Origin of the sequence: Paenibacillus sp. FSL W8-0194 (assembly GCF_037969745.1) — a bacterium.
Taxonomy (GTDB): Bacteria; Bacillota; Bacilli; order Paenibacillales; family Paenibacillaceae; genus Paenibacillus_AQ; species Paenibacillus_AQ cookii.
In genome coordinates this window covers 3,208,284-3,230,822 of sequence record NZ_CP150205.1, presented here as the reverse complement: position 1 = coordinate 3,230,822, position 22,539 = coordinate 3,208,284, and the positions used below count along the sequence as shown (strand labels likewise).

Here is a 22,539-nt window from a genome sequence, read left to right as displayed (position 1 = left end):
ATATTATATTTGCAGATTGGATCGGAGGCATTGCGATGGCTGAAGCAACCGGAAGAGTGAAAAGGGAACTCGTGCTGGACGGCTTGGATTGCGCGAATTGTGCCATGAAAATCGAAGACGGCGTGAAAAAGATGGAGGGAATCGCCTCCTGCTCCGTTAATTTCGTCAAGCAAACGCTGACCTATGAAGCCTACGGCGAAGACGATGAGTTGGCGTCCAAGGTGAAACATAAGATCAAAAAGCTTGAGCCGCACATCAACGTCTTGGATCCCCAAACGAAGCAGGGCGCATCTTCAGGCGTCAGCCGCGGACACGGTCATCCTCACGAACGTGGGCACCATCACGCACACGGGCATGACCATGCGGAAGCGCACGGGGAGGAAGGACATTCCCACGGTCACGACCATAGCCGCGGCGGAACCAGGGTCATGGCCGCGCGGCTGCTCGTCGGTGCGGCGCTGACGGCTGCCGGGATGCTGCTGCAGACGAATGCTTTTATCGAACTGGCGATTTTTTTGGTCGCCTATGTCGTTGCCGGTGGGGACATCGTCCTTCAAGCGGTGAAAAATTTGTTGCGGGGACAGGTATTCGACGAATATTTTCTCATGTCGCTGGCGACGATCGGCGCTTTTGGCGTCGGGCAATATCCCGAAGGCGTCGCCGTCATGCTGTTCTACCAGCTGGGCGAGATGTTCCAAGGGATTGCGGTAAACCGTTCCCGGAAATCGATCAGCGCCATGATGGACCTGCGGCCTGATTATGCGAACGTAAAAACGGGCGGCGATACGAGACGCGTGTCTCCCGAGGAAGTGCAGGTCGGAGATCATATCGTAGTGAAGCCCGGAGAGAAGGTTCCGCTGGACGGGATCGTCGTCGAAGGCAGCTCGATGGTGGATACGTCGGCATTAACCGGGGAATCGGTTCCGCGCGGCGTTGGGGCCGGCCAGGAGGTGCTGAGCGGGTTCATCAACAAAAACGGCGTATTGACGATTGAAGTCTCCAAGGATTTCGGGGAATCGACGGTTTCGAAAATATTGGATCTGGTCCAAAACGCGAGCAGCAAAAAGGCGGCTACCGAAAAGTTCATCACCAAATTCGCCAGATATTATACGCCCGTGGTCGTCATCGTAGCGCTGCTGCTGGTGCTGGTTCCGCCGCTTTTCATCCAAGGGGCGAGCTTTGCCGAATGGATCTACCGGGCGCTGATCTTTCTGGTCATCTCCTGTCCGTGCGCGCTGGTGGTATCGATTCCCCTCGGCTTTTTCGGCGGCATCGGGGCGGCATCGAAATCCGGTATTTTGGTGAAAGGAAGCAACTATCTCGAAGCGTTGAACGACGTCAAATATGTCGTATTCGATAAAACCGGAACGCTGACCAAAGGGGCGTTCAAGGTAACGAACATCCATCCGGCGCTCGAAGGGCTGGACGAAGCGGCGCTGCTGGAAATAGCGGCGCATGCCGAGTACCATTCCACCCATCCGATCGCGGAATCGATCCGTACGGCGTACGGAAAGGAATTGGATGAGACGCGGATTGAAGGCTACAACGAAATTTCCGGCCATGGCGTTCAAGTGAAGGTCGGCGGCAAGGAAGTATGGGCAGGGAATGCGAAGCTTATGGAGCGGGAAGCCCTTCCCTATGAAAAACCGGAAACGGCGGGCACGATCGTTCATATCGGCCTAGACGGGCAATATGCCGGGTATATCACGATTTCGGATGAGGTGAAAGAGGACGCGGCGGAGGCGGTCCGTACCTTGAAGGAGATGGGAAAAACGACCGTGATGCTGACGGGAGATGCCCGATCCGTCGGCGATGCCGTCGGCCGTTCGCTTGGCTTGGACGAAATCCATGCCGAACTTCTGCCGCATCATAAGGTCGAGGAGATCGAAAAGCTGGACGCCCGGAAATCCCCGAAAGAAAAAATCGTGTTCGTCGGCGACGGCATCAACGATACGCCGGTGCTCGCCCGCGCGGATATCGGCGTGGCCATGGGCGGCCTCGGCTCGGATGCGGCGATCGAAGCGGCGGACGTCGTGATTATGACGGATGAGCCTTCCAAGGTGGCGGCCGCCATCCGGATTGCCAAACGCACGCGCGCCATCGTATGGCAAAACATCATTTTTGCGTTAGGCGTAAAAGCTATCTTCCTGCTGCTCGGCGCCTTCGGAATCGCAACGATGTGGGAAGCCGTATTTTCCGACGTCGGGGTTACGCTCCTGGCGGTGCTGAACGCGATGCGGGTGCTGAAAGCAAAAGCTTAATAGTTTTTAAATCATTCGAAGATCGCAGAAAGGACGCTTCGTCTCTCCAAGGGAGACCGGGTGTTCTTTTTTTATTGTTGCAAAATGCCCCCTTTTATTGATCCGAATCCCCCTATTTTCCGGAAGGGCTTTCATGAATAATAGAGGTGTTCGAATCGCATGAACCTGAAAAAGGAAGATGGGTAAGGGGGAACATCGCAATGAATCAAACCGCGAATCCGGAATGGAAGGCCGAATGGATCTGGGGAAGCGGGGAACCGAGTCCGAGGAATGAATGGCGCTGCTTCCGGCGCGCCTTCAAGGCGCGGCATTCCGTACAATCCGCCAGCATCCGCATTAGCGCCGATTCCCGATACGTACTGTACATCGACGGCAAGCCGCTTGGACGGGGGCCCGTGCGTTCCTGGCCTTTCGCCTGGTCCTACGACGAATATGAGATCGGTCATCTGCTGGAACCGGGAAAAGAAACGGTCATCGCCGTACTGGTCATGCATTACGGCATATCCACGTTCCAATACCTCCGCGGGCGCGGAGGACTTTTGGTCCAACTGGACATTCGGAATGCGGAGTCCGGCTTGGAATCCAGCCTGGATTCCTGCGGTCCGCATCCGCAGGAATGGAGCATCGTCACCGATTCCTCTTGGAAAACGGCAATTCACCGGGGGCATGACCCGAATTCCTCGCGCATTTCCTGCCAAATGGCTTTTACGGAAATCATCGATGCCGCAAAATGGGATGATCGGTGGACCACGGCCGCGTATGACGACAGTGACTGGGAGAAGGCTTCGGTCATTGGCCCCGTTGGCGTGGAGCCGTGGACGAAGCTGGTGCCGAGGGACATTCCTTATTTAACGGAGGAGACCGTTTATCCGTCACGGGTGGAAAGCATGAGCGGCGTGCGCCCGCCCGCTTGGAGCGCGGTCATCGATTTATACGGCATGATGTCGCCGAACAGCGGGGAGCATGCCAACAATGCCGCTTTTTGCGGCTATTTGGCCACACGGGTCATCCTGAACGAAGCGGCTTCCTTTACGATCGGCCTTCCCGATTCGGGCCGCATCGATCCGGTCATTTTCGTCGACGGACAAGAGTGCGCGCCGGAGGAATTTACCGGCGAGGCTCCCGAGTGTTATTTAACGATAACCTTGGAAGCGGGGGAACATCTCCTCCTGATGGACGTTACCGGCGTGAGCCACGGGCATGGCTTTCATCTCGGCTTCGACTGCGCTTCGCCATTTAGGCTTGAGGCCGTAAACATGCCGAAGGCAGGGAAATCGACGGCTGATCAAAATGCGGGTGAATCCATGAAGGCCGGGGGAGCAGCGGCCGGCGGATCGGGTGCGCAACCCGATCCGTCCGAGTTCAGCTTGATCGGCCCGTTTGATGCGGTGGCTATAATCGATCACCGGCCAACGAGATCCTTGAACCGCGAACATCCGGACTATCAAACGGTTCGGACGGCCGCGTCCGCTTCCGACCTGCAGCCGTACGCAGCCTGGATTCGGCCGGTGGAACCTCCGTTCATAAACCGAAACGACGTTTTTGCTTCTTGCGTCTGGAAAAGGGACGAAGCGGTCCAGAGGATGCCTGCCTCTTTGCAGTTCGCCGCGATTGCAGGCGCGGACGCCGCCGTTCTTCCCGTGCTTCCGGGTAGGGATACCGAGATCGTCATCGATTTCGGAAGGGAATTGTCAGGCTACATCTCGTTCGAGCTGGACGCCGCAAGCGGCACCGTGATCGATTTGTACGGCTTCGAGTTCATGAAGGACGGCTGGCGGCAGCACACCTACCAGCTGGATAATACGCTACGTTACCGCTGCCGCGAAGGCAGGCAGGCTTACACGTCTTTGATCCGCAGGGGGCTGCGTTATCTGGCGCTGACCGTGCGGGGAGCTGGCCGGCCCGTCCGCCTGTTCGAGGTGAAAATGATCCAAAGCAACTATCCGGTGGCGAACATCGGTAGCTTCCGCAGCAGCGATACGCTGCTCAATGAAATATGGAGGATCAGCCGCGAAACGACCCGCCTATGCATGGAGGACACGTTCGTGGATTGCCCTGCGTACGAGCAGGCCTATTGGGTCGGGGATGCCCGAAATGAAGCGTTGGTCGGCTACTATGCCTTCGGCGCCAAAGAAATCGTCGAGCGCTGCCTGAAGCTTGTGCCGGGTTCGGAGTTCCAAACGCCGCTGTACGCAGATCAAGTGCCGAGCGGCTGGAACAGCGTCATTCCGAACTGGACCTTTTTTTGGGTGACGGCGTGCCTCGAATATTACCGGTACGATGGCCGTGAGGAATTCCTGGACGGGATCTGGCCTCACGTCAAACTCGCGATGGAGCAATATTTGAAGCATATCGACGGGAACGGGCTGTTTTCGTTTGACGGCTGGAATCTTCTGGACTGGGCGCCGTTCGAGCAGCCGAACGAAGGGGTGGTCGCCCCGCAAAATATGTTTTTATGCCGGACGTTGAACCATGCGGCCGAAATAGGGGCCATTGCCGGCGATCAGGAGGGCTCCGCGCGTTTCCGGAAGGAAGCCGACAAGCTGAAAACCTCGATCAACATCCACCTTTGGGATGAGGCGCGGCAGGCATATGCCGACTGTATCCGCCGGGATGGCGGCTTCTCCGGGACGTTGAGCGCCCAGACGCATGTCGTAGCTTATTTATGCGATATCGCGGATGGGGAAAGGCTGGAAAAAATTGCGTCCCATATTCTTCAGCCGCCGCCGTCCTTCGTCAACATCGGCAGCCCGTTCATGTCATTCTTTTATTACGAAGCCTTGGCCCGGATGGGACGGCTGGATGTCATGGTCGACGATATGCGCGCGAGTTATGGGATCATGATCGAAAACGGCGCGACGGCATGCTGGGAGATGTACCCGTGGAGCGGATTTTTCAAGGATCCGAGAATATTGACCCGGAGCCATTGCCATGCGTGGTCCGCCGGACCGGCCTATTTCCTCGGAGCCTATATCCTTGGCGTTCATGGCGCGAACCCCGGCTGGACCACGGTAAGGGTGGCACCTCAGCCATGCGGGCTGGAACGAGCCTCGGGTTCCGTGCCGCTGCCGGATGGCGGGCGCATCGACGTTTCCTGGCGGACCGAAGGAACGGATCGGTTGATCCTTGCCGTTTCGGCGCCGCCGCATATTCAAATCCGGACGGTCGCGCCGGAAGGATACGACATGAAGGTTGAGTTTCGTTGAATCGGGTGTCTGGGCGGAAAAAGCGGCGATTGTACCGATTCCGCATAGTCGATCCGTCTGATGCATGAAAAAACCGCCTCCCGTTAGCGTCGGGAGGCGGTTTTTTGCCGAGGATATCCGTTTATTTGATGTCGTACGGCAGCTCGAACGTCCAGAGGTCGGTTCCGTTTTCTGGCGAGCCGGGGTCATTGACGCCGAAATCATTATCGTTGACGATGACCAGCTTATGTCCGTCCACGAGGGAGATGCCCTCGATTTTTTCGTTCGGGTACTTGAACTCCACGGCATCCAGCACCGTCCGTTTGACCGGCGTTTGAACGCCCATTTGCCGCAGCTCGGTCAAGCTGAGCTGTTCCAGCGTTTTGCCTGCTTGGGAGGCGTCATCGTATTTGCCTAGAACATTCGTGGCGTTGCTTAGGTCGATGGCGAAGATTTTTTTCAGCTGGGCCGCGTCCCCGGCGTTTTTGTCGCGTTCGTCGATGAGAAGCGTATGCTCATTGACCGCAACCAGGTCGGAAATGACAATGTCCGATTGCTTCAAATCTTTGAATTGTCCCGCATCCTCCGTGATGTAGGCATATTCGGCGACCGGTTTCAATGTTGCGAGATCGATTTTCAAAATCCGGAGCGTACGCGAATTGTCCACGCTTTTGTCCGGATTGCGGAGCGGACTCTGCATGGCCATGAACATCCATTTGCCGTCCGGCGTAATCCCTACGGCTTCCGCGCCGCGGTTTTGGCGGCGGTTCAAATATACGGCAGGCAGGTTGTCCTTAAGCGGCAGCGCGGCCGTGTTTAATGCCGGGTCGATCCCTTTCGGGGCGATCCGCTGCAGCAGGGTGCCGTCGCGTTTGACCTGCACGAGGTAGGGGCCGTATTCGTCGGAAATCCAGAACGTGCCGTCCTGCGGATTATAAGCCAACCCCTCGACGTCGAGGCCGTACGGATCGTATTGAATGACGTTTTGGGCGGCCTTATCGTACGGTACTTCGTCGCGGGATTTCAAGTTTGGCAGGCCCGTAATTTTGTCCGTTCCGTTCACCGGATCTTTGCCGCTGATTTTCAGCGGAATGGTTTCAAGGATGTTGATCTTCCCTTGCTCCAACTGGATTTTGTAGATGGAAGGCGTGTAATTCGGAAGCGGGAAGGTGCGCCGCGTTTTGCCGTCAACGTCGATTTCGCCGTTTGGGCCGCGGTCGGCCGTGGTGTAAAAGACGTTGTCCGGGTCGCCCGGAATATGGGTCAGCGAGGAGCCGACGCCGAATTTGACGCCTTCCGCCAAATCTTTTTCATGAAGCGTGTATTTCCCCGTCAGCTTCGGTTTATCGGAAAACAAAGCCGTTTTGCTTGCGTCATCCCAATCCACGTATTTTTCGAGCAGATCGGCGACGTCGCGCAAAGGCAGGAAAAGGCGATCGTCCTGCAGAACGGCCGGCGTCGACGGCGTGAAGGCTTGTCCGTTGGAGGAATATTTTACTTCCGGAGCGGCCGCATGGGCGGACGGAAGCAGCGCCGAACCGACCGCCAAGGCAGCGATGGCGGAAACGAACCATTTTTTTGTCATGAAACTGACCCCTTTCGAATGATGGCTGAAATATATGTATCATGGTCATTGTATTGAAGTTTTGTTAACGAGGCGTTATCGGGAGATTTGCGCAGGGTAAAATGTGACCAGCTCCCATTACACAGGCAATGCAATTGATTTTTTGATACAATGTAGTCATTGAGAAAGATTCTTATTTGGAGAGAGGGAACGCATAGATGAACATTTCTGAGGCCATTCGCACGCGCCGGAGCATCGGGAAAGTCACCGAAGAAGAGATTCCGGTTTCGAAGATCGAGCAAATTTTGGAGGCGGGCACCTGGGCCCCCAACCACAAAATGACCGAACCTTGGCGCTTTTTCGTGCTGAGGGGCGAAGGACGGAAGGTGCTTGGGGAAGCTTTGGCGGACGTGGCGCTCGCAACCGCAGCCGATCCGTCTTCGCCGGAAGCAGCGGCCGCGGCCGAAGCGGCCAGAGCCAAACCGTTTCGGGCGCCGGTGATCATTACCGTAGCCGTGACGCCTGCCGAGCATGAAAAAGTGATTGAGCTGGAAGAATACGGCGCGGTATTCGCCGCCATTCAAAACATGCTGCTCGAAGCCCACGGATTGGGCCTTGGCGCCATCTGGAGAACCGGAGCCCCGACATACCACGCCAAGATGAACGAGCATTTCGGGCTTGGCGCAAAAGATAAAGTGCTGGGTTTCATTTATTTGGGAGTACCTGTCGAAAAACAGGCGCCACAAGGAAAACGCAAGCCGTTCGGAGAACTCACGGTATGGGTCGACGAGGCCGGTCCGCTTCAAAAGTAACATGGGAGCATCAAACCCTAAAGGCATAAAAAAATCCGCGCTTTGGCGCGGATTTTTGGCGTTTTACCCCAACGGAAGAGAGGCGAATCCTTCTGGAACTCTACGGACCGCTCTCCGGAACCATTCAAGCCTGCCGGTTCCAAAAACCTTTTTCAACAAGGTAATCATTGTAATCTTCCCCGTCAATCTCGATTTTTCCGCGAAAACGGAAACCGCATTTTTGTATGACCCGATTGGAAGGTAGATGGCGCAAAAGCGCGATCGCATGCTTCCCTTAACGATACGGCTTTGCAATCAATCCGAAACATGTCTTCGTCCGAATCGCAGTGCCTTTTGGCGTTCATCTTCATGTTCTCCCTCCACAATGTTCATCCTCTTCATCATAACAAGCCGTCGAGCAAAATGGTTTGGATAAAACAACGTTAGCTGAAAATGTGTAGCAAATGTGAAGACGGAATCCCATCTTTCTACATATTTGCTGGATATACTAGGGAAGAGCATGAAGATGAAGGAGGAGTGTTCGGCATGAACACATTTGCAGCAATCAAAAAAACGTTATTTGCCGGGACGTTCGCCTTGCCGCTGATCCTTGCAGGCTGCTTTGAAGGCAAACAAGCGGACATGCACGGTGCTCACGTTTCCGATCAACCGGCAGCAGGGACGGCGTTGACCCAAGGTGCGGCGGAGACGGTGAAGCCAAGCCAGGCGGACGGCCGGGAAGTCACGTTGACGGCGCAGGAAAGCATGCTGGATGCGGGACAGGGCCGCAAGCTGCCGGTATGGACGTTCAACAATTCGGTGCCGGGTCCCCAAATCCGGGTGAAGCAGGGGGAGATGGTCAAGATTATGGTCAAAAATACGCTGAAGGTTCCCGTTTCCCTGCATGTACATGGATATCCCTTGCCTTTCGAGATGGACGGAATCCCCGGCGTCAGCCAAAATGCCATCGCTCCCGGCAAAAGCTTTACGTACGCCTTTAAAGCGACGGTACCGGGAACCTACTGGTATCATTCGCATCAGAATAGCGTCAAGCAGGTGGATATGGGGCTTTACGGTTCCTTTGTCGTCGAAAGCGAAGAGGATGTCATCGACCGGGATTACACGCTGGTGCTGGATGAATGGATGAGCGGCGGCATGGATGCGGAAAGCGGCGGCCATGAGGCGGAGTCGCCGGGACATGATGAGCACGGAATGGACATGCCGGGCATGGACATGAACGACCACGATATGCAGGGAATGGACATGGGTGCGGGGAACGAAAGCGGCGCATCGGCGGGACATGACATGAGCGGCGGCCATGATGGCGATGCATCCATGGGACACGACATGAGCATGTACGATTTATATACGATCAACGGCAAAACGTACCCGGCATCCGAGCCGCTGATCGTCAAGGAAGGCGATATCGTGCGGCTGCGGCTGGTTAACGCCGGTTATATGAGCCATTCCCTGCATCTGCAAGGACATCGTTACCGGATCGTCGCAACCGACGGCAACCGGATAGCGAATCCGGAATGGGTCGAAAACAAACTGCTGGCCATCGCTCCCGGGGAGCGGTACGATATCGAATTCGAAGCGAACCATCCCGGAACGTGGCTGCTCGACGAGCATAGCGATAACCCGGTTGCCAACAACATGAAAATCGCGATCCAATACGAAAACGCGCCATCTTCGCAGAAAGAACAGGAGCAGGACGATTCGGCCCAAATGCTGGAAACGGTCGACATGACGAAATACGGGAAGCCGGAGAAAGGCAAATTTTCGCTAAACGATCAGTACAATCTCGAATATACGATGGACTTGGGCACGAGCCGCCGCAACGGGGAGATGGTGTATACCATCAACGGCAAAGTGTTTCCGGACACCGATCCGGTTAAAGTGAAAACGGGGGATAAGGTCAAGGTCCATTTCGTAAACTCTTCGGCCGGCGAAGACCATCCGATGCATCTGCACGGGCATACGTTCCAGGTGCTGAGCAAAAACGGAACGCCGCTCGGCGGAGCGGCGGAATATAAAGACACGCTGAACGTCAAACCCGGCGAAGATTACGTCGTGGCATTCGAAGCCAACAATCCCGGCGACTGGATGTTCCATTGCCATGACCTGCATCATGCAGCGGCAGGCATGGTGACGGAGCTGAAATACACGGATTTTAACAACACGTTCGAACCGGATCCGAATGCCGGAAATATGCCGGAATAAGACAAAGCAGCCGGGTTCCCGAAAGCGGCGTCGTTCATGCCCCCAAGCCAGGAATCAGGCTGCTTTTTCTTCCAAACCTTGCGGAAAAATATCGCGAAAAATTCAAGATTGCGCCATTTCATTTTTACCGATTTCGCTTATAATAGGGCGGAACGGCGCATTTTTTGGCAAAATCTGCAGCAAAAAAAGCCCTCGCCGATCCCGGGAGGGCCTTTCTTTGAAGTTTACCCGTGCTGGGTGTGCTGCAGCGTTTGCACGAAAATTTGTTCGATATGCGTATCGTCAAGCGAATAATAGACGGTTTTTCCCTCTTTGCGGCGTTTAACGATGCGCAAATTTCGCAAATAACGCAGCTGGTGGGATACGGCGGATTGTCCCATGCCGAGCAGCACCGTAAGGTCATGCACGCACAATTCCCGCTGCAGAAGCGCATCGATAAGCTTCACGCGGGTGGGATCGCTAAATGCCTTAAACCAGTCCGCGACCTGCGAGGCGGCCTGATCATCGATCAGTCCTTCCTTGATCCGGTTCAGTTCGGCTTCCGAGCCCATGCAGGTTGCATCGCATTCTTCGATCGGGTTGATGGACGGTTCCATTGGATAATCACCTTTCTATCGGCTTGCGTGTTAAGCTTATGATCCCAATTATAGCAAAAGAAATGCTTAAACGAAATGATTACAATCAAGCGTAATCGCTGCGCCGTCTTTAAAAGGCGGAGATTCCGGTTTCGCGAAAGGCGAAATATGAGCCCGGTTACGAGGTTCAAAGATCGGCTTTTGCGAGAACCAAAAACGAGGAGAGATGATGTTGGGCAAAAAAACACGTATTACCGTTCTTGGCGTCGTCATTTCAAGCATGCTGCTGGCCGGTTGCGGAGCCAAAGAAGCCGAGCCGCAGGATCGTCATGCAGGCGCGCATCAGATCGTGGCCGCAAACGGGGACCTGCAGGAGCAAACGGCGGGATTGGACAAGCTTCCGACGTTTTTGGACCCGCTTGATCCGATGCTGAAAACGGCATACAGCACGGCGGGCGAGGTCAAGGAAATATTGAAGTCGATTCCTTGTTATTGCGGCTGCGGCGACAGCGCCGGGCATCAAAGCAACTTAAACTGTTTTATCAAAGAAGTGAACCCGGACGACGGCAGCGTCGTATGGGACGATCACGGCACCCGTTGCGGGGTATGCGTGGAGACGGCCATGACCGTGTCGGAGCTGAGCAAGCAGGGGAAATCGGTAAAGGAAATCCGTTCGATCATCGACCAAACCTACTCAACGGGTCAATATGCCCCGCCGACACCAACCCCCGAAGTGATGTAATGGAATCGTTTTGTCATGCGACGCAGGCGAAAAGCCTGCGTTTTTTTGTTAACAATATATTGAATATAACAAATATATATTATATTATAATTCCAAAGTCTGTAAATGACAGCGCAGAAACGCCCGGCAAAAACAGACGGTTATCGCGAGGTAACAGAAACATGCGGGACCGCGGCTGCACCGAATCATAGGCGAACGGCAAGCGGTGCCCGGGACAGCAGCGCGAAGGGGGGAAACGGGATCATCGGGAATCAGGCATATGCACATAATGCAAACGCTTACATATCTTTTGGCTGGTTCTTTTACCATCAAGAAGAGAGGTGAGGTTCATGAAATCATCTTTGCTTTGGAAAAGGGTATGGCGCCACAAATTGTTTTATCTGTTTATGCTGCCCGGCATCGCTTGGTTTTTCATTTTTTCTTACGTGCCTTTGTACGGGCTTCAAGTCGCGTTCCGGGATTTTACGTTCGTCGGCGGCTTTACGGGCAGTCCCTGGGCGGGACTGAAATATTTCGAGCAGTTTTTCGATTACTACCAATCCGGGGCGATCATTCGGAACACCATCGTCATCAGCTTGCTGAAGCTGCTGGTCGGTTTTCCGATGCCGATCATTTTGGCCCTTCTCCTCAATGAAATCCGCAATTTGAAGTTTAAGAAAACGATCCAAACGCTATCTTACCTCCCTTATTTCGTGTCCTGGATCGTCGTCGTTACGTTGATGCAGCGCCTGCTGTCGATGTACGGGGGACCGGTCAACGATCTTTTAACCTCCATGGGCATGCAGCCCGTGCAATTCATGTATAACACCACCTGGTTTTATCAACTGATCCTAGGCTCCGACATTTGGAAAAACATCGGCTGGAACTCCATTATCTACATGGCCGCCATCGCGGGCATCGACCAGCAGCTATATGAAGCCGCCAAAATCGACGGCGCGGGCCGCTTCCGCCAAATTTGGCACGTCACGCTTCCGGGCATTCGCAACATCGCGGTAATCCTGTTCATTCTCGCGACGGGAAGCTTGATGAGCGCAGGGTTCGAACAGCTGCTTCTCCTGAACGGACCGGCGACCGCGAATATCGGCAGCGTCTTGGACGTGCATGTCATTACGTCGGGGATCCAGCAGGGAAGATTGAGTTACGCGGCGGCCGTCGGATTGTTCCAGAGCGGCATCGCGCTGGTGCTGATCGTCACCGTCAACTGGATTGCCCGCAAAGTCAGCGACGTCTCGCTGTTTTAAGGAAGGGGGAGCCGTATGCAAACGCATCGTTTTTCCGTATTCAATCTGTTGAATTACATCCTCTTGACCCTGTTCGGTTTTTTGATGATTTATCCGTTTATTTACATCCTCATTTATTCGCTGAACGACGGCAAAGACTCGATGATGGGCGCGTTGTACTTTTTCCCGCGGAAATTCACCCTGGACAACTACGCCCAGGTTTTTGACAACAAGCAAATCTGGCAGGCCTACAAAATCACGATTTTGCGGACGGTGATCGGAACGGTGCTGCACGTGCTATTATGCACGCTGATGGCCTATGCTTTATCGAAAAAAACGCTGCCGGGACGCACCTTTTTTACCTTCTACATCTTTTTGCCGACCATCTTCAGCGCCGGGTTCATTCCTTATTTCATTACGCTCCAAAAGCTTCACCTGATCAACACGTTCTGGGTGTATGTGATCCCGATGCTGTTCAATTTCATGCATATCGTCATTATCCGGACGTTCCTGCAGGGCATCCCCGAAGAGATCGAGGAGTCGGCGCGGATCGACGGGTTAAACGACTTCCAGATTTTCATGCGCATCATCATTCCTTTGTCCGGTCCCGTCATCGCGACGATATCGCTTTTCATTGGGGTAGCGCACTGGAACGACTGGTTTACGGGAGCCTATTACGTTTCGGACAAAAACCTCATTCCGGTGCAAACGCTGCTGCAGCAGATGCTGACCGAAGCCGAGGCGCTGTCCTCCTCGATGCAAAGAGCGGCCCAGCAGGGCGGACAAACCGTCAACGTCAACATGGCCGGCGCGACGCCGGAATCGCTGCGCATGGCGCTGCTCGTCATTACCGTGTTCCCGATTTTATGCGTCTATCCGTTCCTGCAAAAGTACTTCGTCAAAGGCGTCATGATCGGTTCGGTAAAAGGCTGATGCAGGTTCCTTCATGGAACTTGATCATATCAAATCATTTTCAGGGAGGGTCTATATGGCGAAATTTCGTATGAAAACGGTAGGTTCACTATTGTCGGTCTTGATGCTTACAAGCTTGCTTTACGGATGCGGAGGAGGAGGAGGAGGGGATTCCGCGGACGGGGACGCCGTGACGCTGACGATCCTGAACAACTGGAACGGTTCGTCCGGACCGGACACCGATACGACGCCCGTCACGAAAGCCATCGAGGAAAAAACGGGGATCAAAATCAAGATCGACTATACGAAAGGCAGCGAGGTGGAGAAGGTCAACCAGATTTTCGCGACGCAGGATTTGCCCGACATTTATACCGGACCCGCATGGGGAGGCGAACTGGACGGAATTATCAAAGCCGCCAAGGAAGGACAATTGGTGGATCTGACCGACAAAATCGACAAGTACCCGAACCTCGCCAAGGCGATCGCCAAAGAGAACGTTCCGCCGGCGCTTTACGAAAAAGCGATCGGAGGCATCGACGGCAAAAAATACATGCTGTATCAGAACCATCCGGCGACGGGGAATGACGTCAACGATTGGCTTTACGGCTTTTATGTGCGCAAGGACATCGCGGAAAAGATCGGGGTCGATCCGCAATCGGTCAAAACGAAAGAGGACTTGTACCAGTTCCTGAAAAAAATCAAGGACGCGAACCTTACCGAAAACGGCATGCCGGTACTGCCGCTGGGCGGCTTCCATGACGGATGGGCCGTGGGCATCGGGAGTACCATGTTTTACGGCACCAGCTACGTCGACAAAGGCGACGGCTCGCTCGAAAACGTCTTTTTCACCAAAGCCTATGAAGATTACACGTTATACTACCGCAAGCTGATCGCCGAAGGCCTGCTCGATCCGGAAGCGTTCACCCAAACGGACCCGATCGCGAACGAAAAAATCAAGCAAGGCCGCATCGCGGTATTAGCCGCGCATTATCCTGCCATTCTCGATGCGTCCAAGGATTACGTGAAGTCCCATCCGGGCTCGGATTACGTGCCGGTCGGTCCGCTCGAAAGAGCCGGGGCGGAGCCGAACCGCCCGGTGGATCTTTCGATCCAGGGCAACAACGTGACGGTCATCACGAAAAAGGCCAAAAACGTCGACGCCGCCCTCAAGCTGCTGGATTTCCTGGCTTCGGACGAAGGGTTCATGCTCGTAAGATACGGTGTCGAAGGGGTGCATTGGGAAAAGGTCGACGGCAAACCGGTAGCCAAAAAGGAATGGTTCGACAAGTTTTACGAAGATACGACCGGGAAAGTGAAGAAAAACGAGGGCATCGGCATCGGCCTCGAAAACATGACGGGAATGGACCGCATCAACTCGGTGGGCGGCGGTGACATCTGGGCGGATCAGGAACGCTTGAAAGCGATGGACAACGCGCGCAAAATTTTGCGGCCGAACGGCATCAGCGTCATCTCCGCCTTTAATCCCGGCGACGTCATCACGAAAGCGCCGGGTTGGGAAGCGCTCAAACCTTCCATGGACCAAGTTGGCGACGTGTGGAAGCAGGCGATTTTCGCCAAATCGGACGATGCGGCGCTGAAGGTCATTAACGATCTTCGCGATCAGATCAAAAAAACCGGATATGACGACGCGATGAAGTTCGTGAACGAGGAGCTGAAAGGGAAGGAAGTCGTCAAGCTCGCCATGCCGAACTAAGGAGGAAAACGGTGGTGAAACGATCAGCCAAGGCTGCTCCGGAGTGGACGGGATTCCAGGAAGCCAGGCCCTACGGGCCGAAATACGATCTGCGCACCGATTTTGTGATGGTGTACGGGATTTCGGACGATTTGCCCGAACGCATCGCCGGCTGGAAACAAGCCGGATATACCGTACATTTGATGACGGGCGTGGCTTGGGGCGATTATCAGGATTATTTGTACGGCCGGTTCGACGGCCGGAATCATTGGGACGAAGCCCAGACGGACCGCTCCGGGAAGCATCTGCTTCATAACGTGGACGTTCCTTACATGGTGCCTACCGTTTCTTTTGCGGATTATCTGTCTGCGCATATCCAAAAAGCGATCGATGCCGGCGTGGAGGCGATCCATATGGAGGAGCCGGAATTTTGGGCGGCGGCCGGCTATTCCGAAGCGTTCAAACGGGAGTGGCTGAACGTCTACGGGGAAGAATGGATTCCGCCCCATGCCTCCCATGACGCGCAATACCGGGCTTCCAAGCTGAAAGCGGCGATGTATTACCGGGCGTTGGACCGGATTTGCAGCGCCATGAAGGAATACGCGCTTGCGACCTATGGCCGGACCGTGCGCTTTTACATCCCGACGCATAGCCTGATCAACTATGCCCAGTGGAGGATCGTCAGCCCCGAAGCGCTGGCTTTCCGCGGAGAAGAGGCGGAGTTCAAGGAAAACCGCCTGCTCGACATCCAGCGGGGGCCTTACCGCATCGCCCATCTTCTTGACGAAACCGGCTGTGCGGACCCCGTGGTGCTGGAAGGATCGTTTGTTCGACTGTTCGATGACCGATTGTCGTTGGCCACACGCCTGGAGCTGATGCCGAACGGCAATGTGCTGCTTTACGATTTGGATTACGATGCCGGCAATCGGGGGCAGGCGCGGATATTGGCCGCGTCGTCCAGAATCCGGAAGGAGATCCATTCGGAGGGGGGGTTGCATTGGACGGCGGAATCCCCGGAAGGGATTCGCGTCAGCACCCGGGCCTGGGTGCCGCATCCGCCGCGGCGGGCGTCCGCGGACGGAGAGGACGTCACGTTCGATTATGACGCCGAAACTCAGACGGTATTTCTGGAGTTTGAAGGTTCGCCGCAAGGCAAAAACGTTCAAATCGAATGGGCATAGATCTGTGTCCCCTAAAGTCATCGCTTTGATTTTGGGGGACATTTTTTTGCGCTTTTTTATCTATTCAAATTTGACTAGTTATCTATTTTGCGTTATGATTTATGCGAAATCAATGAAAGGAGCGTTTCGGATGTCAACGGTACGACTGCTTGTGTTAGGCTCCATGTTGCGAAGAGGTGTCAGCCATGGCTACGGAGTGTACAACGACCTGACCTCTTGGCGGGCCGAGACGTGGACGAACGTCAAACCGGGATCGATCTACCATGCCTTGGAAAAGCTTGAGGTTCAAGGGCTGACACGTGCGGAGGCTTCCGGGAACCACGTCAAGCTCGGGCCTTCGCGCACGGAATACAGCATCACGAAGGAGGGGAAAGCCGAGTTCGAATCCCTGCTTCGATCGGCGCTGCAAAGCTTCGAAATCCAGACGTTTGCCGTCGGGATCGCTTTTATGGACATGCTGCCGAGGGGGGAGGTCATTCGTCTGCTCTCGGACCGGGCATCCGCTTTGAAGGAGTCGGCTTCCTTTCTGCGCACGCTGCCTACGGAGGAAATGCCGTCCGAACCTTCCAAACATCCGGAGCTGACGGGGCTCTGGGAAAACTATGTAAGCAGCGAGTTGTCCAACACGTTGAATTTGATTACCAAGCTAGAAGCGGGAAAATACAGGTTTCTGGGGGAATAGTCCAATCATGGGGAGGGTTAACAGATGAACGTTCAATTGCACGATGGAAGCCGGATCGATGTCGTTATGGAAGGCGAGGGACCGGCTATTTTGCTGCCCGTCAATCCGGTTCCGGTCGAAGGGCCGCAAGCGGATGAAATGCGAAAATGGGGAGCCGATCCGGCGCTCGGACGCACGCTTATAGCGGAACTAAGCCGAAAATATCGCGTCATCGCTTTCGACTACGAGGGGCATGTGCTTCAAGCGCCAAAGCCGGACACGCTAACCCCGGAAAACATCGCCGCCGATTTTCTGCGGATTGCCGATGCGGCGGAAGCGGAGCGTTTTGCTTATTACGGTTATTCCTGGCTGGCGCTCAGCGGACTGCAGCTTGCGATCCGCACCGACCGGCTCACGGCATTGGTGATGGGAGGATATCCACCGATCGATGGCCCGTACGGCGAAATGCTGAAAGTCACGAACGCGACGCATCAAATGTCATTGTCCAATGCTTCCGGCAACCAACCGAGCGAAACGGCGCAAGCGGCCGAATGGGGAGAAACCACCGAGGAATACGACTGGTCCAACGTCGAAGTGTCCATGAGCGAAAAACAGACGAGGCAGTTTGTCACGCTTTACGAACATTTGCGGGGGTTCGACGACCGGAAGGTTCAATCCCGGCTGACCTGTCCGCGGCTTTGCTTTGCGGGAAGCAAGGATCGCATCGAGTACGGGGAGAAGTGGGGAAACGTCACGGTCGATATCGTATCTCCGCTTGTTCATCGCAAAGGCGAATTGACGCAAGCGGGATGGGACGTGCGGATTTTGGATGGGCTCGATCATACGGGCTCGATGCAAGCGCGGCATGTGCTTCCGGTGCTGCTGCCATGGCTGGACTCCCATTTATCGGGGGCATAACATCTCACGGATGCTCGTGATGAACGACAAAGACCCTCTGAGCGGTAACTTGCCAGGGGTCTTTTTTAGGCTGTCCAATGGTTGATCCAAAGTCATCGCCCGCCCGATCGATTCGTCAAAACCATATATTATAGATGACATACCCTATGACCAGAACCAATAGGATAACACCGGTGCCTTTCCATCCTAATCCGCCGGTCAAATCGGTTAAACTTCCATGTTCGGCGCGGTTGATTCCGTCGCCAAACGCCCCGAAAGGGTTGTTTTTTCGTTCCTCCTGCCTCAGACGTTCCCTTGTTTCTTCAGGTCTTTCATTCCGGGAATCCATTTCGGACCTCCTCCTAGTGAAGATTCCAGGCGGCCCCATCCGGAAAAACCGAGGGAGGGCAGCGGATAATAACTGAACATGGTTAATTTTATCAGAGGTTTACATATAATGTAAGGAGTAATCTGTCACCGTGTGATAAAGGTTCGTTCCCAATAATCATATAACGCCAATATATCCTGTGCTTTTCAGCTGCGTTTCCGTATTTTGTATGCGAATTCATGCTTGCCAAAAAAATCGGGTTGTGCTATTTTATATGTGTAACCGGTTCCACATTGAGGTGATAAATAGAGATGGCAACGATAAGAGATGTGGCTAAGCATGCCGGGGTTTCGGTAGCGACGGTATCGCGCGTGATCAATGAAACAGGTTATGTCCATGAAGATACCCGCAGGAAGGTTGAAACCGCGATCCGGGAACTGCATTACACGCCGAATGAGGTCGCCAGATCCTTGTATAAACGAAAGTCCAGGCTGATCGGCCTGCTGCTGCCCGACATCACCAACCCCTTCTTTCCCGAGCTTGCGCGCGGGGTGGAGGATGAGATGCAGGCGAACGATTTTCGGATTATCTTTGGGAACAGCGATGAAAATAGGAAAAAAGAAAAAGATTACATTCAGACGTTCGTCCAAAACAACGTGGTCGGCGTCATCGCTTCCACGAACCATCCGGATAACGATACATACCGGAAGCTTGACATTCCGGTGGTGTTCCTCGACCGGACGGCGGACAATCGCCCATCCGTCTATTCGGACGGCAGGGAGGGCGGAAGGATTGCCGCCCAGGAAATGCTTTCCCGCGGCAGCCGTAAAATCACGGTGATCAAGGGGCCGAAGCATATTCGCCCGGCGCAGGACCGCTACCAGGGAGCGATCGATGTGCTGTCGAACGAAGGGATTGCTTTCAACGTCATCCATACCTCTTCGTATTCCTTTACGGAAGCGGGGACCTGGGCGAAGGAGCTGTTCGAGAAACATCCCGACACCGACGGCGTCATTGCGAGCAACGATATCGTGGCGACGGCGGTTTTGCATGAGGCGCTCAGGCTGGGCAAAAAGGTTCCGGACGACGTGCAGATCATCGGCTTTGACGATATTCCGCTGAGCACGCTGCTGACGCCTTCGCTGACGACGATCCGGCAGCCGGCGTACGATATGGGAAGAGCGGCGGCAAGCCTTTTGATTCAATTGATCGAAAATGAAAACGTAGACAATAAAACGATACAAATGCCCGTTACGTTCACGGAGCGGGATACGACGAGAAAGGTGGAGCAGTATGGCTAAAATCATTGTGGTAGGAAGCTCATCGATCGACCTCGTCGTCACATCGTCGAAGCGCCCGGGAGCCGGCGAAACGGTTCTCGGCGAAAGCTTCAAAACGGTTCCCGGCGGCAAAGGCGCCAACCAGGCGGTAGCCGCGGCGCGGCTCGGAGCCGATGTGACGATGATCGGACGCGTAGGAGACGATCATTACGCAGACATCATTTTAAACAATTTTAAAGCGAACCATGTTTCTATCGATCATGTGGAACCGGTTACACATATGGAAAGCGGAACCGCCCACATCGTGCTGGCCGAAGGGGACAACAGCATCGTCGTCGTGAAAGCGGCGAATAACGAGGTAACGCCCGCTTATATCGACCAATCGTTGTCTGCGTTCGACGGAGCCGATATGGTCATGATCCAGCAGGAAATTCCGGAGGAAACGGTGGTGCATGTCAGCCGGCTGTGCAAAAAACAGGGCATACCGCTGCTGCTGAATCCCGCGCCTGCCCGTCCGGTGCCGGAGGAGCTCATTGAAAACGCGGCCTACCTTACGCCGAACGAGCATGAAGTAACGGTTTTGTTCTCCGATTTAAGCGTTTCCGAAGCGCTGCGCAAATATCCGAACAAGCTGTTCATTACGGAAGGCAGCCGTGGCGTCCGTTATTTCGACGGCGAAAAGGAAGTGCTCGTGCCTTCTTATAAAGTGGAGGCGGTGGATACGACGGGCGCCGGAGATACGTTTAACGCCGCGTTTGCCGTCGCTCTGGCCGAAGGGAAACCGATTTACGACAGCGTGCGTTTCGCCAACCGGGCCGCTTCCCTGTCGGTCACGAAATTCGGGGCCCAAGGCGGCATGCCTTATCGCGAAGAAGTGGAGGCGCAATTGTAACATGAAAAAGCAAGGCATCTTGAACAGTCACATTTCAAAAATTTTGGCCGACCTGGGCCATACCGACACGATCGTGATCGCCGACGTGGGGCTTCCCGTTCCCGACGGCGTCCCCAAAATCGATCTGGCGCTGACGCTCGGCTCGCCAAGTTTCGAGGAAACCGTCAATGCGGTCGCATCCGACATGGAAATCGAAAAAATCGTCATCGCGGAGGAAATCGGGACCGATAATCCCGAAGCGCTCCATTATATAGAAAACAAATTCGCCGGCTGCGCCATCGAGCATTGCCCGCACGAGGAATTTAAGGAGCGGACCCGGAAAGCGAAAGCCGTCATCCGGACCGGCGAGGCAAAGCCGTTTGCGAACGTCATTTTGCAGGCAGGCGTTTATTTCGGCTAAAAAAGCCTGGAGCTTGGCTTCCGGACGCGGGGCGTTGCGAAGCCGTTCTGGAAGCCTTGCCCCGCAAAATTAAGCTAATGCTTACGAAGCAAGTTTTTGCTTCGCAAAAACGAAGCCTATGCTTACGAAGCAAGTTTTTGCTTCGCAAAAACGAAGCCTATGCTTACGAAGCAAGTTTTTGCTTCGCCAAAACTAAGCCTATGCTTACGAAGCAAGTTTTTGCTTCGCCAAAACTTTAAGGAGGAGCCCTTATGCAGATCCAAATGAAAGATATCCATAAAGCCTTCGGCAGCAACCAAGTGCTGTCCGGCGTCGACTTCGACCTGCGCGAAGGCGAGGTTCACGCCCTGATGGGGGAAAACGGCGCAGGCAAATCCACCCTGATGAACATTCTTACCGGGCTGCATGCCAGAGACGAGGGAACGATCCTCATCGACGGCAAGGAGACGTATTTCACGAATCCGAAAGAAGCGGAACGGCAGGGAATCGCTTTTATCCACCAGGAGCTGAACGTTTGGCCGGATATGACGGTGCTTGACAACCTGTTTATCGGCAGGGAAATGTCATCCCCGGTCGGATTTCTAAAATATAAAGAGATGAAGGCGCTTGCCAAGAAGCAGTTTCAAAGACTTGCCGTCGACATTCCGCTCAACGTTGAAGCGGGCGAATGTTCGGTCGGCCAACAGCAAATGATCGAAATCGCCAAGGCGCTGCTTTCCGACGCCAAGGTCATTATCATGGACGAGCCGACGTCCGCGTTGACGGAACGGGAGATCCAGAAGCTGTTCGAAGTGATCGCATCCCTGAAAAAAGATGGTGTTTCCATCGTTTATATTTCGCACCGGATGGAGGAAATATTCACCATCTGCGACCGGATTACGGTCATGCGCGACGGGAAAACGGTGGATACGAAAAATATTCCGGACACGAACTTCGACGAAGTCGTGAAAAAAATGGTCGGCAGAGAGCTGACCGAACGGTTCCCGGCAAGAAATCCGAACCCGGGCGAGATCGTGCTCGAAGTGGAGCATGCCACGCGCAAAGGATTGTTCCAGGACGTCAGCTTCCAGGTCCGCGAAGGCGAAATCGTCGGCTTCTCTGGACTTATGGGTTCGGGACGAACCGAAATCATGAGGGCATTGTTCGGGCTGGATCGCCTCGACAGCGGCGAAATCCGGATGTTCGGCAAAAAAGCGGTGATCCGCAAACCGGTGGACGCCGTGAAGCTGGGGATCGGTTTTATTACGGAAGACCGCAAGGACGAAGGGCTGGTGCTTGATTTTTCCGTACGCGAAAATATGGTGCTGCCGAGCTTGAGCGGGTTTACAACCAAAGGTCTCATATCCTCGCAAAAAGAGAGCGCCTTCGTGGATGCGCTGATCAAGCGGCTGCAGATCAAAACGCACTCGCGGGAAACGGCGGCAGGAAACCTGTCCGGCGGGAACCAGCAAAAGGTCGTCATCGCCAAATGGGTGGGCATCGGACCGCGGCTCCTTATTTTGGATGAACCGACCCGGGGCGTCGATGTCGGCGCCAAACGCGAAATTTACCAGTTGATGAATGAACTCACCGGACATGGCGTCGCCATCATCATGGTGTCCTCCGAACTGCCGGAAGTGCTCGGCATGAGCGACCGGATCGTGGTGGTTCACGAGGGACATATCACGGGAGAACTGAGCAAAGACGAAGCAACGCAGGAAAAAATTATGACGCTGGCTACAGGGGGACAGTAAC

18 protein-coding genes are annotated in these 22,539 nt (G+C 54.6%); 15 read left to right on the top strand and 3 right to left on the bottom strand.

What is annotated here, in order from left to right; translation table 11 throughout:
- The first annotated feature begins 35 nt into the window (after nt 1-35).
- Both MKY58_RS14585 and MKY58_RS14580 read left to right on the top strand, forming a co-directional pair.
- Nucleotides 36-2,261: a heavy metal translocating P-type ATPase gene (locus tag MKY58_RS14585; RefSeq protein WP_339320917.1), complete on the top strand. Its 2,226-nt coding sequence runs from the start codon at nt 36-38 to the stop codon at nt 2,259-2,261.
- A 200-nt stretch (nt 2,262-2,461) separates the two neighbouring features.
- On the top strand, nt 2,462-5,467 hold the full coding sequence (locus MKY58_RS14580; RefSeq protein WP_339320916.1) for a family 78 glycoside hydrolase catalytic domain: 3,006 nt from the start codon (nt 2,462-2,464) through the stop codon (nt 5,465-5,467).
- A gap of 121 nt (nt 5,468-5,588) precedes the next feature.
- On the opposite strand, the gene MKY58_RS14575 is transcribed toward MKY58_RS14580, so the two are convergent.
- Nucleotides 5,589-7,031, bottom strand: a complete 1,443-nt coding sequence (locus MKY58_RS14575) for an esterase-like activity of phytase family protein (protein ID WP_339320915.1) — start codon at nt 7,029-7,031, stop codon at nt 5,589-5,591.
- A 197-nt stretch (nt 7,032-7,228) separates the two neighbouring features.
- Between MKY58_RS14575 and MKY58_RS14570 the strand changes: the two genes are divergently transcribed.
- Nucleotides 7,229-7,822, top strand: a complete 594-nt coding sequence (locus MKY58_RS14570) for a nitroreductase (RefSeq protein ID WP_339320914.1) — start codon at nt 7,229-7,231, stop codon at nt 7,820-7,822.
- 525 nt (nt 7,823-8,347) lie between these two features.
- A complete protein-coding gene (locus MKY58_RS14565; protein ID WP_339320913.1) occupies nt 8,348-10,024 on the top strand; it encodes a multicopper oxidase family protein in 1,677 nt (558 codons plus the stop codon).
- 224 nt (nt 10,025-10,248) lie between these two features.
- Here MKY58_RS14565 and MKY58_RS14560 read toward each other — a convergent pair whose 3' ends face one another.
- The gene (locus MKY58_RS14560; protein ID WP_036709280.1) at nt 10,249-10,620 is read right to left on the bottom strand and encodes a metalloregulator ArsR/SmtB family transcription factor; all 372 of its coding nucleotides are present in this window, start codon (nt 10,618-10,620) and stop codon (nt 10,249-10,251) included.
- A 205-nt stretch (nt 10,621-10,825) separates the two neighbouring features.
- Between MKY58_RS14560 and MKY58_RS14555 the strand changes: the two genes are divergently transcribed.
- From MKY58_RS14555 to MKY58_RS14525, 7 genes are all read left to right on the top strand, one after another.
- On the top strand, nt 10,826-11,341 hold the full coding sequence (locus MKY58_RS14555; RefSeq protein ID WP_339320912.1) for a PCYCGC motif-containing (lipo)protein: 516 nt from the start codon (nt 10,826-10,828) through the stop codon (nt 11,339-11,341).
- A 329-nt stretch (nt 11,342-11,670) separates the two neighbouring features.
- Nucleotides 11,671-12,582: an ABC transporter permease subunit gene (locus MKY58_RS14550; RefSeq protein WP_212947592.1), complete on the top strand. Its 912-nt coding sequence runs from the start codon at nt 11,671-11,673 to the stop codon at nt 12,580-12,582.
- A gap of 15 nt (nt 12,583-12,597) precedes the next feature.
- Nucleotides 12,598-13,494, top strand: a complete 897-nt coding sequence (locus MKY58_RS14545) for a carbohydrate ABC transporter permease (protein ID WP_339320911.1) — start codon at nt 12,598-12,600, stop codon at nt 13,492-13,494.
- 55 nt (nt 13,495-13,549) lie between these two features.
- A complete protein-coding gene (locus tag MKY58_RS14540) occupies nt 13,550-15,187 on the top strand; it encodes an extracellular solute-binding protein (RefSeq protein WP_339320910.1) in 1,638 nt (545 codons plus the stop codon).
- A gap of 11 nt (nt 15,188-15,198) precedes the next feature.
- Nucleotides 15,199-16,347 carry a hypothetical protein gene (locus MKY58_RS14535; RefSeq protein ID WP_339320909.1) on the top strand — a complete coding sequence of 383 codons (1,149 nt, stop codon included), beginning with the start codon at nt 15,199-15,201 and terminating at the stop codon, nt 16,345-16,347.
- A 130-nt stretch (nt 16,348-16,477) separates the two neighbouring features.
- Nucleotides 16,478-17,029, top strand: coding sequence for a PadR family transcriptional regulator (locus tag MKY58_RS14530; protein ID WP_339320908.1), 552 nt, complete (start codon nt 16,478-16,480; stop codon nt 17,027-17,029).
- Between the two features lie 24 nt (nt 17,030-17,053).
- Nucleotides 17,054-17,926: an alpha/beta hydrolase gene (locus MKY58_RS14525; RefSeq protein WP_339320907.1), complete on the top strand. Its 873-nt coding sequence runs from the start codon at nt 17,054-17,056 to the stop codon at nt 17,924-17,926.
- 115 nt (nt 17,927-18,041) lie between these two features.
- On the opposite strand, the gene MKY58_RS14520 is transcribed toward MKY58_RS14525, so the two are convergent.
- On the bottom strand, nt 18,042-18,254 hold the full coding sequence (locus MKY58_RS14520) for a DUF6366 family protein (RefSeq protein WP_212947582.1): 213 nt from the start codon (nt 18,252-18,254) through the stop codon (nt 18,042-18,044).
- A gap of 290 nt (nt 18,255-18,544) precedes the next feature.
- Between MKY58_RS14520 and MKY58_RS14515 the strand changes: the two genes are divergently transcribed.
- The 4 genes from MKY58_RS14515 (at nt 18,545) to MKY58_RS14500 (ending at nt 22,538) form a co-directional block, all read left to right on the top strand.
- Entirely contained in the window at nt 18,545-19,534 is a 990-nt protein-coding gene (locus MKY58_RS14515; protein ID WP_339320906.1) for a LacI family DNA-binding transcriptional regulator, read from the top strand.
- Nucleotides 19,527-20,405 carry a ribokinase gene (rbsK, locus tag MKY58_RS14510; protein WP_339320905.1) on the top strand — a complete coding sequence of 293 codons (879 nt, stop codon included), beginning with the start codon at nt 19,527-19,529 and terminating at the stop codon, nt 20,403-20,405. The genes MKY58_RS14515 and rbsK overlap by 8 nt, the downstream gene beginning before the upstream one ends.
- A gap of 1 nt (nt 20,406) precedes the next feature.
- Complete coding sequence (rbsD, locus tag MKY58_RS14505) at nt 20,407-20,805, top strand: D-ribose pyranase (RefSeq protein ID WP_036709301.1); 399 nt, start codon at nt 20,407-20,409, stop codon at nt 20,803-20,805.
- A 251-nt stretch (nt 20,806-21,056) separates the two neighbouring features.
- Entirely contained in the window at nt 21,057-22,538 is a 1,482-nt protein-coding gene (locus tag MKY58_RS14500) for a sugar ABC transporter ATP-binding protein (RefSeq protein WP_339320904.1), read from the top strand.
- Nucleotide 22,539 lies beyond the last annotated feature (1 nt).

What these genes read in the sequence shown, in the direction of transcription:
- MKY58_RS14585 (WP_339320917.1), top strand. Translation starts at nt 36, where the DNA reads ATGGCTGAAGCAACCGGAAGAGTGAAAAGGGAACTCGTGCTGGACGGC.
- MKY58_RS14580 (WP_339320916.1), top strand. Translation starts at nt 2,462, where the DNA reads ATGAATCAAACCGCGAATCCGGAATGGAAGGCCGAATGGATCTGGGGA.
- MKY58_RS14575 (WP_339320915.1), bottom strand. Translation starts at nt 7,031, where the DNA reads ATGACAAAAAAATGGTTCGTTTCCGCCATCGCTGCCTTGGCGGTCGGT.
- MKY58_RS14570 (WP_339320914.1), top strand. Translation starts at nt 7,229, where the DNA reads ATGAACATTTCTGAGGCCATTCGCACGCGCCGGAGCATCGGGAAAGTC.
- MKY58_RS14565 (WP_339320913.1), top strand. Translation starts at nt 8,348, where the DNA reads ATGAACACATTTGCAGCAATCAAAAAAACGTTATTTGCCGGGACGTTC.
- MKY58_RS14560 (WP_036709280.1), bottom strand. Translation starts at nt 10,620, where the DNA reads ATGGAACCGTCCATCAACCCGATCGAAGAATGCGATGCAACCTGCATG.
- MKY58_RS14555 (WP_339320912.1), top strand. Translation starts at nt 10,826, where the DNA reads ATGATGTTGGGCAAAAAAACACGTATTACCGTTCTTGGCGTCGTCATT.
- MKY58_RS14550 (WP_212947592.1), top strand. Translation starts at nt 11,671, where the DNA reads ATGAAATCATCTTTGCTTTGGAAAAGGGTATGGCGCCACAAATTGTTT.
- MKY58_RS14545 (WP_339320911.1), top strand. Translation starts at nt 12,598, where the DNA reads ATGCAAACGCATCGTTTTTCCGTATTCAATCTGTTGAATTACATCCTC.
- MKY58_RS14540 (WP_339320910.1), top strand. Translation starts at nt 13,550, where the DNA reads ATGGCGAAATTTCGTATGAAAACGGTAGGTTCACTATTGTCGGTCTTG.
- MKY58_RS14530 (WP_339320908.1), top strand. Translation starts at nt 16,478, where the DNA reads ATGTCAACGGTACGACTGCTTGTGTTAGGCTCCATGTTGCGAAGAGGT.
- MKY58_RS14525 (WP_339320907.1), top strand. Translation starts at nt 17,054, where the DNA reads ATGAACGTTCAATTGCACGATGGAAGCCGGATCGATGTCGTTATGGAA.
- MKY58_RS14520 (WP_212947582.1), bottom strand. Translation starts at nt 18,254, where the DNA reads ATGGATTCCCGGAATGAAAGACCTGAAGAAACAAGGGAACGTCTGAGG.
- MKY58_RS14515 (WP_339320906.1), top strand. Translation starts at nt 18,545, where the DNA reads ATGGCAACGATAAGAGATGTGGCTAAGCATGCCGGGGTTTCGGTAGCG.
- rbsK (WP_339320905.1), top strand. Translation starts at nt 19,527, where the DNA reads ATGGCTAAAATCATTGTGGTAGGAAGCTCATCGATCGACCTCGTCGTC.
- rbsD (WP_036709301.1), top strand. Translation starts at nt 20,407, where the DNA reads ATGAAAAAGCAAGGCATCTTGAACAGTCACATTTCAAAAATTTTGGCC.
- MKY58_RS14500 (WP_339320904.1), top strand. Translation starts at nt 21,057, where the DNA reads ATGCAGATCCAAATGAAAGATATCCATAAAGCCTTCGGCAGCAACCAA.